12 protein-coding genes are annotated in these 13,234 nt (G+C 59.4%); 2 read left to right on the top strand and 10 right to left on the bottom strand.

Translation table 11 applies throughout. The features are described from left to right. Positions 1-4: 4 nt before the first annotated feature. The 5 genes from hisB to CVV65_RS16670 form a co-directional block, all read right to left on the bottom strand. The gene (hisB, locus tag CVV65_RS02475) at positions 5-589 is read right to left on the bottom strand and encodes an imidazoleglycerol-phosphate dehydratase HisB (protein ID WP_100666801.1); all 585 of its coding nucleotides are present in this window, start codon (positions 587-589) and stop codon (positions 5-7) included. Then, positions 573-1,859: a histidinol dehydrogenase gene (hisD, locus tag CVV65_RS02470; RefSeq protein WP_052300613.1), complete on the bottom strand. Its 1,287-nt coding sequence runs from the start codon at positions 1,857-1,859 to the stop codon at positions 573-575. The genes hisB and hisD overlap by 17 nt, the downstream gene beginning before the upstream one ends. Before the next feature lie 2 nt (positions 1,860-1,861). Next, on the bottom strand, positions 1,862-2,497 hold the full coding sequence (gene hisG, locus CVV65_RS02465) for an ATP phosphoribosyltransferase (RefSeq protein ID WP_100666800.1): 636 nt from the start codon (positions 2,495-2,497) through the stop codon (positions 1,862-1,864). Continuing rightward, entirely contained in the window at positions 2,494-3,759 is a 1,266-nt protein-coding gene (gene hisZ, locus CVV65_RS02460) for an ATP phosphoribosyltransferase regulatory subunit (RefSeq protein ID WP_232796688.1), read from the bottom strand. The genes hisG and hisZ overlap by 4 nt, the downstream gene beginning before the upstream one ends. A 180-nt stretch (positions 3,760-3,939) precedes the next feature. Further along, positions 3,940-4,110: a hypothetical protein gene (locus CVV65_RS16670; RefSeq protein ID WP_157935344.1), complete on the bottom strand. Its 171-nt coding sequence runs from the start codon at positions 4,108-4,110 to the stop codon at positions 3,940-3,942. Between the two features lie 166 nt (positions 4,111-4,276). Here CVV65_RS16670 and CVV65_RS02455 point away from each other — a divergent pair, with 166 nt between their 5' ends. After that, complete coding sequence (locus CVV65_RS02455) at positions 4,277-4,753, top strand: flavin reductase family protein (protein ID WP_100666799.1); 477 nt, start codon at positions 4,277-4,279, stop codon at positions 4,751-4,753. Positions 4,754-4,876: 123 nt separating this feature from the next. Here CVV65_RS02455 and CVV65_RS02450 read toward each other — a convergent pair whose 3' ends face one another. The 4 genes from CVV65_RS02450 to uvrB form a co-directional block, all read right to left on the bottom strand. After that, positions 4,877-6,313 (bottom strand): peptidoglycan DD-metalloendopeptidase family protein, encoded by a 1,437-nt coding sequence (locus tag CVV65_RS02450; protein WP_100666798.1) that lies wholly within the window; start codon positions 6,311-6,313, stop codon positions 4,877-4,879. Positions 6,314-6,490: 177 nt separating this feature from the next. Further along, positions 6,491-6,832 (bottom strand): phage holin family protein, encoded by a 342-nt coding sequence (locus tag CVV65_RS02445; protein WP_100666797.1) that lies wholly within the window; start codon positions 6,830-6,832, stop codon positions 6,491-6,493. Between the two features lie 20 nt (positions 6,833-6,852). Beyond that, positions 6,853-9,735: an excinuclease ABC subunit UvrA gene (gene uvrA, locus CVV65_RS02440; RefSeq protein ID WP_100666796.1), complete on the bottom strand. Its 2,883-nt coding sequence runs from the start codon at positions 9,733-9,735 to the stop codon at positions 6,853-6,855. A 60-nt stretch (positions 9,736-9,795) separates the two neighbouring features. Then, positions 9,796-11,775 carry an excinuclease ABC subunit UvrB gene (gene uvrB / locus CVV65_RS02435; RefSeq protein WP_100666795.1) on the bottom strand — a complete coding sequence of 660 codons (1,980 nt, stop codon included), beginning with the start codon at positions 11,773-11,775 and terminating at the stop codon, positions 9,796-9,798. 180 nt (positions 11,776-11,955) lie between these two features. On the opposite strand from uvrB, the gene CVV65_RS02430 reads away from it, so the two are divergent. Continuing rightward, positions 11,956-12,213, top strand: a complete 258-nt coding sequence (locus tag CVV65_RS02430; RefSeq protein ID WP_100666794.1) for a small acid-soluble spore protein Tlp — start codon at positions 11,956-11,958, stop codon at positions 12,211-12,213. 61 nt (positions 12,214-12,274) lie between these two features. Here the strand turns inward: CVV65_RS02430 and rnz are convergent, their stop codons facing one another. Beyond that, positions 12,275-13,198 (bottom strand): ribonuclease Z, encoded by a 924-nt coding sequence (gene rnz / locus CVV65_RS02425; RefSeq protein WP_100666793.1) that lies wholly within the window; start codon positions 13,196-13,198, stop codon positions 12,275-12,277. Between the last annotated feature and the right edge of the window lie 36 nt (positions 13,199-13,234).

Genomic DNA, 13,234 nt, shown 5'->3' with positions numbered 1-13,234 from the left:
CTTTCTATAACACCCCTTTCGTCGACGGGACTTCCATCGGCCCGTCCAGGAGCACCGCTTCCCGCAAGGCGCCGGCAAAGGCCTTGAACAGACCTTCCACCATATGGTGGGCATTGCGCCCGTACAAAACCTCCAAATGCAGCGTCACCCCGGCGTGGTGAGCGAAAGCCCGGAAAAACTCCTCCACCAGTTCCACGGAAAAAATCCCCACGCGCTCCATCGGAAAATCCGCCCGGAACACCAACATCCCCCGGCCGCTGACATCCACCACCGCCCGGGCCAGTGTCTCGTCCATCGGGGCATAGCGGGTGCCGTACCGCCGAATCCCCCGCTTATCTCCCACCGCCCGGGCGAAAGCCTCCCCCAGGCAAATCCCGATATCTTCCACCGTATGATGATCGTCCACTTCCGTGTCCCCGGTGGCCTGGACCGTCAAATCGAACCGTCCATGTTTCGCAAAAAGATCCAACATATGTTTCAAAAAAGGCACCGGCAGCTCAAGACTCCGCCGGCCCTCACCGTCCAAATCCAGCATCAGCCGGATGTCCGTCTCCCCCGTGGTCCGATGGATCTCACCGCGCCGCGCCATCCCGGCCCCTCCCTCCCCGCTCCATGCGAGCTTCCACGGCTTGGGCGTGGGCCTCCAGCCCCTCCGCCCGGGCGAAAAGGGCGATCCTCGCCGCCTGGGTCCGCAGGGCCGCCTCGCTGTACTGAATGACGCTCATCCGCGTGACAAAATCGTCCACCGATAAGGGTGAGGCAAAACGGGCCGACCCGCCGGTGGGCAGGACGTGGTTCGGCCCCGCAAAATAATCCCCCACCGGCTCCGGACTCCAGGGGCCGAGAAACACCGCCCCCGCCGATTCGATCATCCCGAGCCAGCGGTGGGGATCCGCCACCATCAACTCGAGATGCTCCGGGGCCACCAGGTTGGCCACGGCCACCGCCTCCTCGATGCTGTCCACCAGGAGAATCCCCCCTTGCTGTTCCATGGACTGCCGGGCGATATCCCGGCGGGGAAGCTTGGCGAGCCGGCGCTCCACCGCCTTCATCACGCCCTGGGCCAAGGTTTTCGAGGGCGTGACCAGCACCGCGCTGGCCATCGGATCGTGTTCCGCCTGGGACAATAGGTCCGCCGCCGTCCACTCGGGGTCGGCAGCTTCATCAGCCACGATCAGAATCTCGCTGGGCCCGGCCATCATGTCAATGCCCACCCGTCCGAACACCGCCGACTTGGCCAGGGCCACATAAAGGTTGCCGGGTCCGACGATCTTATCCACCGCCCGGATGGTCTCCGTGCCAAAAGCCAGGGCCGCCACCGCCTGAGCCCCGCCGATCCGGTACACTTCCCGGACCCCCAGTTCCCGGAGGGCCACCAGCACCCCGGGATTCCACTGCCCCTCCGGCGTCGGCGTCACCACGGCCACTTCTTTCACCCCGGCCACCTGGGCGGGGATGACGTTCATCAACACCGAGGAGGGATAGGCGGCCCGGCCACCGGGCACATAAACCCCCACCCGGCGAATCGGCCGCACCACCTGACCGAGAAAACGCCCATCCTCTTCGGACATGAACCAGGAACTGCGCCGCTGATGTTCGTGAAACCGCCGGATGTTTCCGATCGCTTCCCGGATCACCGCCCGAAATTCGTCGGTCACCTTCGCTTCCGCCGCCTCAAACCACGCCTCGGGCATCCGCAGATCCCCGAGTTCCATGCGGTCAAAAGTTTTCGTATAACTCCGCACGGCCTCATCGCCGCCTTCCCGGACGGCGGCAATGATCTCCTCCACCACCCGCCGCTCTTCCTCGAAGCGGAATCCTCGGCGCCGTCGGGATAAAAACGACTCGACATCCCACATATTCAACACGAATCCCCCCCGCCAACAACCCTCTGAAGCGCTTGGGTCACCCGATCGATGGCTTCCCCTTTGAGGCGAAAACTCATGCGGTTCGCCACCATCCGCGTCGTAATGGGCGCGATCACCTCGTGAATCACCAGCCCGTTCTCTTTCAAGGTGCGCCCCGTCTCCACCAAATCCACAATGGCATCAGCCAGCCCGACCAAGGGCGCCAATTCCACCGAGCCGTTGAGGTACACCACCTCGACCTGCTTACCCTGGTCGCGAAAGTAATCCGCCGCAATGTGCGGATATTTGCTGGCCACCCGGTGAGTCCGCCACACCAGATCCGGCAGCCCACACAGGCACATGCGGCAACGGCCAATGCCGAGATCGAGAAGCTCGTACAAATTTCGCCGAGCCTCCAATAGCACATCTTTCCCGACAACTCCCAGATCCGCGGCACCATATTCCACATAGGTCGGCACATCCACAGGTTTCGCAAGAATAAACTGAAGCCGTCCGTCTGCGCTCGGGAGGATCAGCTTTCGGGATTCGTCCAGATCCTCGGGAACCTCCAGACCCGCCCGGCGGAACAGGGCAACCGTCTGCGGCAGAATCCGCCCCTTGGATAAGGCAATGGTAAGCGGTTCCATCATCGCAAAGCTCCCTCCCGCTGACCGGATCGTCGCCATTCTTCAAACCAGCCGGCCATCTCTGCGCTTCCGGACGTCCCTCCGCCATCCAACCAGAACACCGGCTCACCGTCCGCATCCCGTCCTTGCAAGCTACCAGCTTGTCCCTCCCCGCTGCCGGCCGGGTGACATTCCAACGCCACGTTCCGGCCCTTCTCCCGAAGCCAGAGAGCAAAAGCCACGGCCTCCTGGCGGCGCTGAGGCACATAGTGAATCCGGGGCACCACCACCGGCGGGCTCGGCGCCTCCCGCTCCAGGGCATCCAACACTCGTTCCACGCCAATCATAAACCCCGTCGCCGGACTGCGCCGTCCGAACCGTTCCAATAACTCGTCATAACGCCCTCCGGCGCACACCGGAAAGCCGACTCCGGAGGCGTATCCCTCAAAGATCATGCCCGTATAATAGGATAAATCCAGCATCAGACTGAGGTCGATCTGAACCCGGTGGCTCACCCCGTACAAGCCGATGATTCCCCATAATTCCCCCATCCTGTCCAGGGATCGCCTGGCCCTTGGGTGGGTGGTGAGGGCTCGGGCCCTCTCCACCACTTCAGGACCCCCCCGCAATCCGGGGACAGCCCGGAGTGTTTCCCGATTCGCTTCCGGCAAGTCCGCGTCCTCCAACTCTTGCTCGAATCCGACAAAATCTTGCTTCACCAAATGGCTTCGCAGCCGCTCCGCCAGAGGCTCCCCGGCGTGCTCAGCGAACAGACCCTCCAAAAACCCCACGTCCCCCACCGCCAACCGAAACACCCGAACCCCGGCTTCCTCCAGGGTCCGGACCGCCAAGGCAATCACCTCCGCGTCCGCGTCGACGGATCCGTCCCCGATCAACTCGATCCCGGCCTGGGTGAACTCCGCATCCCGACCCGCCACCCGCTCCTGCCTGCGAAAAATGGCAGCCGTATAAGACAGGCGAATGGGCAAGGGCTCGGCCGCCAATTCCGAGGCCACCACCCGGGCGATGGGAGCCGTCATGTCCGGGCGCAGGACCACCGTCCGGCCCGAACGGTCGATCATCTTGAACACGCGGTCTTCTCCGCTGCGGAGCGCCCCGTTCTGAAACGTTTCCAAGAACTCCATCGTCGGGGTGATCAGTTCCTGGTATCCCCAGCGGCGGAACACCCGCTGGCAAGTCGCCTCCAACTCCCGTTTTCGCCGTGCCCAGGGAGGCAGATAGTCTTTCACACCGTGCGGTTTTTCAAAAATCAAGGGTTTGTCCACTCTGTTCACCTCAGCCTTTTCGGTCAGGCCAACCGGACAAAAGGACACTCGTATCGTACCCGGCATCCCAGACACTGTCAATCCAAACGGCCTTTCTTTCATGATACACCAAAATCGCCCGGGGACAGCGGCCTCCCAGCTTCCCCGATCGATTTCCTGAATCCGTTTAGCCTGTCGGTTCTAGTCCGAGCCGCGCACAAAAAGATAGGCAACCAATCCAAGAGGACCGAGAATGAGGACGATCAGCGACCACAAACACCCGAGATTGCGGCCCCGGCGTTTCGAGGCATCGGCGAAAACCCACCACATCGCCAGAAATCCGATAATCCAACTGGCGAATACCACCCACATGGCAACTCACCCCTGTCCATCCGGCCCACCGGACCATAGCCCTGTTTTTATCGCCTATATATGCTGAGAGGAAGCCGATGGCCACAGAAATCGGTGGTGGGAGCCCGAGGTTTTTTGTACAATAAAAAACGGAGTCGAGATCATGTCGAAAAAAGGAGTGATACTCATGGACGAACAAGCCAAAAAGACAGCACTGCGCGGCATTACATATGGACTCTACGTCATTGGTACCAAAGTGGGCGACGATGTGAATGCTTTTACCGCCAACTGGGTGACCCAAACTTCCTTCAATCCGCCCTTGGTGGTAGTGGCTGCGAAAAAGGGGACCACCTCCTGCGATGGTATCAAATCCAGCGGCGTGTTCTCTGTCAATGTTCTTGAAACCGGACAAAAGGATCTGGCTTTCGCCTTTTTCAAACCGGTTTCCCGGGTGGGGAACAAGTTTGGGGACATCGAATTCTACACGGAACAAACGGGCAGCCCGATTCTCACGGACGCCCTCTCCTGGTTCGAGTGCAAAGTGGTGGATGTCAATGAGCGGGGCGACCACACCATTTTCGTCGGCGAAGTGGTGAATGCGGGGGTTCATCGGCAGGGCGACCCAATGACCTTACGGGAGACCGGCCTCAACTACGGCGGCTAGAGCCATCAGCGTCAAAACGGTCACGCCCCCGGGTGCACGTTCTCCCGGGGGCGTTCGTTGTCCATCCCATGCCATGCGCCGGGGAATTGAGAGCCGCCGCCACGTGGCCCGCCACAGGCCTGATCAACTGTACGGCATCGGATTGACCACATGACCACCCACGCGAACCTCGTAGTGCAAGTGTGGCCCTGTGGCTTCGCCGGTGGCGCCGACATGTCCAATCACTTGACCCTGGGCCACCGCCTGACCCGGGGACACCAGCACTTGGGACATGTGTCCATAGATCGTCACCACGCCGTTGCCATGATCGATCCTCACACAATTGCCGTAACCGCCTGAATCCCATCCGGCAAAAATCACCCGACCTCCATTACTGGCATAAACCGGCGCCCCATATGGAGCGGCAATATCCACCCCGGGGTGGGATTCGCGTCCCCGCCATTCCCCGTAGGGCGAGCTGATGAGGTGCGCGGTGGTCGGCCAGATCCAGTTCGGCCCGGCATATCCCGCCGCCGGCCCGGTCCCCCGGGCCACAATCTGATCCACTTTATCTTGAAGCACTTGCTCGCTTAAAACCTCTTCCCGCACGGGACGTCCGTTCTCGTAGTGAATGCGGACCGTCTGCTGCTTCCGCCCTTCCGCCCCATCCCGGATCACCTTCGATTGGCCGGTGGGCATGGACGAGTCATCCTGATACTGAACATCGTAGGGAATGGCCACCTCCCGGGTGACCGTCTGCACCGCTTCCACGTGCACGTAAGGTTGCACGGCGTTGAGGTTAAGCGTATCCCCTTCTTGAATCTCGTCCGGGTTCGCCAATTGCGGATTGGCAGCCTGCAGTTGGTCCACGGTGGTGTTGTGGGCCGCCGCAATGGTCCACAACGTATCTCCCCTAGATACCAGATAATGTTTTTGCACGTTCGTCCCCTGTTGGAGAATCTGCACCGCTTCATCGACCGTTCGCACCGTGGCGCCGCTCCATCGATCGACCGGGCCAAAGTCTACCCTTTCCCGAAAGGCCACCTGATCCACGTGGCCGCCCGGAGGGGTATACAGGGCTTTCACCCTCTCGATCGCCGCCTTGGCGTCGTCTTCTGTGGCCACTGCCACCACCGGCTTCCCATTGACATAAACGGCGTACACTTTTGGCACTGCCGGGGAAGCCGCCAGGGATCGCCAAAACTGCTCGGCCGTCGACGCCGGCAAAGCCATATGTACTGTTCGCACATCCACTTGGGCTTCTGGTCCCAAACGGTTCCTCAGCCGATCCACGCTATGTATGTCCGGCGTCACCCCGACATAAATCCCGTTTACATAAACCATGTAAGCGAGCGGAGCCCGATTGATGTGAGATTGGACCACCGCCACACCCACCGCCGCTACGGGCACCATCGCCGAGAGGACCACCACCGTCCGCCCGCTCAACTGCCGGCGGAACTCCCCCACCACCGATCGGAATCTCAGACGGGAACGTAAGCCGATCCATTCCTCTTGGACATAGTTTCGACAACTTTCGACAAACTCTCGCCATGTTGTGCTTCTCTCTTCTTTTCCCGGCATCAAACCCCTCCCCCGCGCACACACACAACGACATTAAGAATTCGACATCCTTCGCGAAATTCCTCCCCCACTGCATAAAAAATCCCCCTTTGGAGGGAGGAGCAGTGATACCGTGTCAATGATACGCCTCTATTGTATTCAGAATCCCGTTTCTTGATGAATCTCCTCGGATTAAGGCTACAGAATGCTGATCACTTTGTTGACAATAAAACTCACCACGGTGACCAAAAGACTGCCGAGAATGGCGGCACCCAAAGTGCGGACTTCAAACCCTTGTACCAAATTCCCCACAAGGTAAAACAGGAAACCGTTAATCACAAAGGTAAATAACCCCAAAGTTATGATGTTCAAGGGGAGGGTGAAAAAGAGCAGAATCGGGCGGATGAGAGTATTCACAATACCGAGGATCAAGGCGGCGATCACCGCCGACCCAAACCCTCGAACGTGAATGCCATCGATCCACCGGGCAGCCAGGAGCAAAGCCAGCGCATTAACAATGAGAGAAACGATCCAACGCATGGGACACCCCCTTTCTCCAATCACCCTGTGGAAGGCACGGCCACACTCGGGCGGTCGCGGCGGCCCGCTGACCGTTTGCGGTCCCGTTCAAGAATGGGACCCAGGAATCGGCCGGTGTGGGACGCCGGATTGGCCGCCACGTCTTCGGGAGCACCTGTGGCGATCACCTGGCCTCCGCCATCCCCGCCCTCCGGGCCGAGGTCGATGAGATAATCGGCGGTTTTGATGACGTCGAGGTTGTGCTCGATGACAATGACCGTATCCCCAGCCTCCACCAGTCGTTGGAGGACATCCAAGAGTTTCCGAATATCGGCGGCGTGAAGGCCTGTGGTGGGCTCGTCGAGAATATAGACGGTCTTCCCGTTACTCCGGCGGTGCAGTTCCGAAGCCAACTTGATCCGCTGGGCCTCGCCACCGGACAGCGTGGTAGCCGGTTGCCCCAGTCGCATGTAACCGAGGCCCACATCGGACAAAGTCTGCAGCTTCCGCGCGATCCGGGGGACAGCCTTAAAGAACTCCGCCGCATCTTCCACAGTCATGTCAAGAACTTCAGCGATATTCTTCCCTTTATAACGGACCTCCAGGGTCTCCCGGTTGTACCGCCGCCCTTTGCACACCTCGCAGGGGACATAGACGTCGGGGAGAAAGTGCATTTCGATCTTAATGATGCCGTCACCCCGGCAGGCCTCGCACCGTCCACCCTTGATGTTAAAGCTGAAGCGCCCCTTCTTGTACCCGCGCATCCGCGCCTCGGGCGTCCCGGCGAAGACCTCGCGGATATCGTCGAACACCCCGGTATACGTGGCGGGGTTCGAGCGGGGCGTCCGGCCGATGGGGGATTGATCCACATCGATCACCTTATCTACGTATTCAAGGCCGCGGATTTCCCGATGCTCCCCCGGCCGCACCCGGGTGCCATTGCACTGGGACGCCAAGGCCTTATAGAGAATCTCGTTGACCAACGTACTTTTTCCGGATCCAGACACTCCGGTCACACAGGTAAAAAGACCAACGGGAAACTTCACGTCGATCCCTTTGAGGTTGTGCTCCGAAGCCCCCACCACTTCAATCCATCGGTCGCTGGGCTTTCTTCGCTCCGCAGGGAGGGGGATAAACTCCCGGCCGCTCAGGTAACGGCCTGTCACCGATTGGACGTTCGCCATGACTTCCCGGGGCGTCCCCGCGGCCACCACCTCGCCGCCGTGCACCCCGGCGCCCGGCCCGATATCGATGATGTAATCCGCAGCCAACATCGTCTCCTCGTCGTGTTCCACGACGATCAGCGTGTTTCCCAGATCCCTCATCCGCTCCAGGGTGCGGATCAACCGCTCGTTATCCCTCTGATGGAGGCCGATGGAGGGCTCGTCGAGAATATACAGCACCCCGGTCAGACCGGATCCAATCTGGGTCGCTAAGCGAATGCGCTGGGCCTCGCCGCCGGACAGACTCCCTGCCGGCCGGTCCAGGGTGAGATAATCCAAGCCCACATCCCGGAGAAAACCGAGTCTGGCCCGAATCTCTTTGAGGACTTGCCTGGCAATGTGCGCTTGCTTGGGGGTGAGCGACAAGTTTTCGAAGAAAGCGAGGGCTTCCGTCACCGACAGCGCCGTCACCTCGGCGATATTTTTCCCGCCAAGCTTAACAGCCAAAGCTTCGGGTCGCAACCGCCGCCCTTGGCATGCAGGACAAGGCTTTGTACTCATAAATTCCTCAATGAACTCCCGTACGTGTTCCGATCCCGTCTCCCGATACCGCCGTTCGAGATTGGGAATGACCCCCTCAAAATACACTTCTGCAGTCCGCATGTGGCCAAAATCGTTCTCATACGAAAACCGGATTCTCTCCCCCGGCGCCCCGTACAGCAACTTCTCCACCAGTTCTGGATCCAAATTTTCCACAGGAACGTCCTGATCCACGCCAAAGGCTTTGCATGCCGCTTCCAGCAGTTGTGGATAATAATTCGACGTACTTCCCACCCAAGGCACAATCGCGCCTTCGGCGATGCTGCGGGTGCGGTCCGGAATCACCAACTCCGGGTCGATCTCCATGTTCGTGCCAAGACCCGTACACGCTTCGCATGCCCCGTACGGACTGTTAAACGAAAACATCCTCGGGCTCAGCTCCCCAACGCTAATCCCGCAATCCGGGCAGGCGAGATTCTGGCTGAATAACCATTCTTCCCCATCGATCACAGACACGGTCACCAGGCCTCCGGCCCGATCCAAAGCCGTTTCGATGGAATCTGCCAACCGCTGCTCAATGTCGGGCTTGACAATAATGCGATCCACCACCACATCCACCCGGTGCTTGCGGTTTTTCTCCAGGCGGATGGGTTCTGTCAACTCCCGGATCTCCCCGTCCACCCGCACGCGCACAAAGCCCTGTTTCGCCAAATCCTCAAAAAGCTTCACATGTTCCCCTTTGCGCCCCCGGACCACCGGGGCGAGAATCTGAATCCTCGTGCGCTCAGGCAGTGTCATGATGCGGTCCACCATCTGTTCCACCGTTTGAGAAGTGATGGGACGACCGCACTTGGGACAGTGAGGTTCCCCGGCCCGGGCGTACAGGAGCCGCAAATAATCGTAAATCTCCGTCACCGTTCCCACCGTGGACCGTGGATTTCGGCTGGTGGTTTTCTGATCGATGGAGATGGCCGGGGACAATCCGTCAATACTGTCCACATCGGGTTTATCCATCTGACCCAAAAACTGGCGCGCATAGGCGGACAGCGACTCCACGTAGCGCCGCTGCCCTTCGGCATAGATAGTATCGAAAGCCAAAGAGGATTTCCCCGATCCGCTCAATCCGGTCAATACCACGAACTTCTCCCGGGGTATCGTCACATCGATATTTTTTAAGTTGTGCACTCGCGCGCCTTTGATCACAATCGCTTCCTGCGGCATGCCCTTTGAGTCACCTCGTCCCTTCGACACACTGATTGATTTCCCGGGAAATATGTCGAACTAAGACGCCGACAATTCGACAATTAAATCCCGAAGTTCCGCTGCCCGTTCGAATTCCAGGGCTTTTGCCGCCTCTTTCATCTCTTTTTCCAATCTGCGGATCAGGTCGGCTCGTTCCCGTTTGGACAGTTTCTGGGCTTTTGGCACCACTTCATAAACGGCAGGTTCTTCCGCCGCCTTGGTCGCCTCGATGATGTCCCGAACCGCCTTGCGCACCGTCTGTGGCGTTATCCCGTGTTCCTGATTGTACCGCATTTGTTTGGCCCGTCTGCGTTCCGTTTCGCGGATGGCCGCCGCCATGGAATCGGTGATGGTATCGGCGTACATGATGACGTGGCCGTCGGCGTTTCTGGCCGCCCGGCCGATGGTCTGGATCAGAGAACGCTCGGCCCGCAAAAAACCTTCCTTGTCCGCGTCGAGAATTGCCACCAGCGAAACTTCCGGAAGATCGAGACCTTCCCGGAGAAGGTTGATCCCCACCAGCACGTCGAAGACGCCGAGGCGCAAATCCCGGAGCAACGCCATCCGTTCAATTGTTTTAATATCCGAGTGTAAATATCTGACCTTGAAACCTAACTCTTTGAGATAATCGGTCAGATCTTCCGCCATGCGCTTGGTCAGGGTGGTCACCAGCACCCGCTCGTCCCGGTTGACCCGTTTTCGGATCTCACCCACCAAGTCATCGATCTGGCCCTGGATCGGACGGACTTCCACCTTTGGATCCAATAGCCCGGTGGGACGAATGATTTGTTCCACCACCTGTTCGCTATGTTCAAGTTCATAGGGACCCGGCGTGGCCGAAACGTAGATAACCTGGTGCACCTTTTTCTCAAATTCCTCAAAGGTCAACGGGCGGTTGTCCGCCGCCGAAGGCAGGCGAAATCCGTGCTCAATCAACGTATCCTTGCGGGTTTTGTCCCCTCCGTACATCCCGTGGATCTGGGGCAATGTCACGTGGGATTCGTCGATCAGCAGCAGGAAATCGTCAGGAAAATAGTCGAACAGCGTATTCGGGGGGCTCCCCGCCGGCCTCCCCTCTAAATGCCGAGAATAGTTTTCGATGCCAGGACAAAAACCGAGTTCCTGCATCATCTCGAGATCGTAATTGGTGCGTTGCTCAAGCCGCTGAGCCTCCAGCAACTTTCCTTGACTGCGAAGCACCTCCAGTCGTTCCGCCAATTCGACGCGAATATCCCGGATCGCCCGCTCCAGGCGCTCCCGGGACGTGACAAAGTGAGAAGCCGGAAACACCGCCACGTGCTCCCGCTGCCCGACCACCTCGCCGGTGAGGACGTCCACCTCGGTGATCCGGTCAATCTCATCTCCAAACAGTTCCACCCGAACGGCCTGCTCACTCCGGGATGCGGGAAAAATCTCAATCACATCGCCACGAACTCGAAAGGTCCCGCGGACGAAATTGATATCGTTTCGTTCGTACTGCATGTCCACCAAACGGCGCAGGATCTCCCGGCGGCTTTTCTCCATGCCCACCCTGAGGGACAAAACATGGGTCCGATATTCGTCGGGATTTCCCAACCCATAGATACAGGAGACGCTGGCGACGATGATCACGTCCGACCGCTCAAATAAAGCGCTGGTGGCAGAATGGCGGAGTTTGTCAATCTCATCGTTAATCTTGGCGTCTTTTTCGATATAGGTATCCGTATGCGGAATGTACGCTTCAGGCTGATAGTAATCGTAGTAACTCACGAAATACTCGACGGCGTTATTCGGAAAAAACGCCTTGAATTCCGCAGCCAATTGGGCCGCCAAAGTCTTGTTGTGGGCGATCACCAAAGTCGGCTTATTCACTTGGGCGATGACATTGGCCATCGTATAGGTCTTGCCGGAACCCGTGACCCCCAGCAGCGTTTGATGTCGGTAACCCCGGCGGACCCCTTCGGTCAGCCGGGCGATCGCCTCGGGTTGATCCCCCCTCGGCTCATAATCAGAAACCAATTGAAACCGTCCCGCCGTCATGGACACTCCCCCTCGGCCGGCATCGGCGGCTTTCCCCACTCTCTTTATTATAATACGTCCAGGATCCAGGCGCGACCGTTCCCACAAACAAATGTACGCGAGCCCTCGGGTATGAGCCGCCGCCGTTCTCGGCATTCTAACATTGCGAAAGCCCGATCTTAGATACAGGAGGCGGTCTCGATGGAGCGGCAGGACCCAAAACCGGACAACCGCGCGGACAACAGCGCGCGTAACATGGAAATTGCCAGGGAAACCAAAGAAAACCTGCTGGAAGCTGAAGATTATTTAGCGGAGCGGGGGGATTCCCTGAGTGAGGAAGAGCGCCGAAACATCGTCAACAAAAACCGGCGCCGCATGGAAAGTATCCGGGCCCATATGGAGGAAGCTATGGACGAGCTGGACGAGATCGGCGAGAACGCCAATCGGTTAGAAGATTAATTCCCACCCCCCCCGGAGAAACCGGGGGGCTTTTCCGCTGCAGACTCTACCGCCCCGGACCCTAGGGATGCGGATCACAACGGAACGAGCTCCCGTCGATTGCCATCTCTGTGGCCGGGAACACTGCCCGGGCTTCTGCCAGGAGTTCCAGTTCCCGGCCAGCGTAACGGGGGCTCAGGTGGGTGATCACCAACTTCCCCGCCTTGGCTCGCCGGGCTAGATCGGCCGCCTCCGCCGCGGTGGAATGTCGGCTCCTGCGGGCGAGGGGCTCATCCCGGCTAAGAAATGTCGCCTCGTGCACGAGCAGATCCGCTCCCTCGGCCAAAGTCAGAGCCCCTGTACACGGCTCGGTGTCGCCCAGCAGGACCACCCGTCGACCAGGGCGGGGCGGATCGGTGACATCCCGGCCCGCCACAATGCGCCCGCCCGGAAGCACCACCGTCTCGCCCCGTTTGAGCCGGGCATAGGCAGGCCCCGGTTCCACTCCCAACGCCAAGGCTTTATCCGGGTGAAAGCGCCCGGGCTGCGGGGGTTCCTCCACCCGGAACCCGAGCGATTCCACCGAATGGCACAACTTCCCGCACCTGACCGTCCAGCCGCATGCAAAGGTTCGAGCCCAGCCGTCACCGATCTCTTCCACCTCCAGTGCAAACCCGAGGTGGGTATCGGTAAACTGGAAGACACTCTCCAAATATCCCCGAAGCCCGGAAGGTCCGAAAATCGCCAGGGGGGAGGTCAGTCCCAGAAGGGAGCGGCTTGCCAGGAGGCCGGGCAAACCAAACACATGGTCGCCGTGCAGATGGGTGATAAAAACCGCCTCCAGGCGATTCCATTTAAAGGGCGACTCCGCCATTCGATGCTGGGTCCCCTCGCCGCAATCGAATAGCCACCACCGTCCGGTCCGGGGCTGCCTCAGCCCCACCGCCGACACATTCCTCTCTTTGCTCGGCGCACCGGCCCCCGTTCCTAAAAAATATAGCTCGATTCCAACTCCCTCCGATCCGCGGCAGGCTTTTTACTA

Source organism: Kyrpidia spormannii, assembly GCF_002804065.1.
Lineage (GTDB): Bacteria > Bacillota > Bacilli > Kyrpidiales > Kyrpidiaceae > Kyrpidia > Kyrpidia spormannii.
The sequence above is the reverse complement of the archived record's forward strand: the minus strand, read 5'-3'. Positions and strand labels throughout refer to the sequence as shown.

Bases quoted from the DNA above. Each gene is read 5' to 3' on its own strand.
- hisB (WP_100666801.1), bottom strand. From the start codon at position 589: ATGGCGCGGCGCGGTGAGATCCATCGGACCACGGGGGAGACGGACATC.
- hisD (WP_052300613.1), bottom strand. From the start codon at position 1,859: ATGTGGGATGTCGAGTCGTTTTTATCCCGACGGCGCCGAGGATTCCGC.
- hisG (WP_100666800.1), bottom strand. From the start codon at position 2,497: ATGATGGAACCGCTTACCATTGCCTTATCCAAGGGGCGGATTCTGCCG.
- CVV65_RS16670 (WP_157935344.1), bottom strand. From the start codon at position 4,110: ATGTGGGTGGTATTCGCCAGTTGGATTATCGGATTTCTGGCGATGTGG.
- CVV65_RS02455 (WP_100666799.1), top strand. From the start codon at position 4,277: ATGGACGAACAAGCCAAAAAGACAGCACTGCGCGGCATTACATATGGA.
- CVV65_RS02450 (WP_100666798.1), bottom strand. From the start codon at position 6,313: ATGCCGGGAAAAGAAGAGAGAAGCACAACATGGCGAGAGTTTGTCGAA.
- CVV65_RS02445 (WP_100666797.1), bottom strand. From the start codon at position 6,832: ATGCGTTGGATCGTTTCTCTCATTGTTAATGCGCTGGCTTTGCTCCTG.
- uvrA (WP_100666796.1), bottom strand. From the start codon at position 9,735: ATGCCGCAGGAAGCGATTGTGATCAAAGGCGCGCGAGTGCACAACTTA.
- uvrB (WP_100666795.1), bottom strand. From the start codon at position 11,775: ATGACGGCGGGACGGTTTCAATTGGTTTCTGATTATGAGCCGAGGGGG.
- CVV65_RS02430 (WP_100666794.1), top strand. From the start codon at position 11,956: ATGGAGCGGCAGGACCCAAAACCGGACAACCGCGCGGACAACAGCGCG.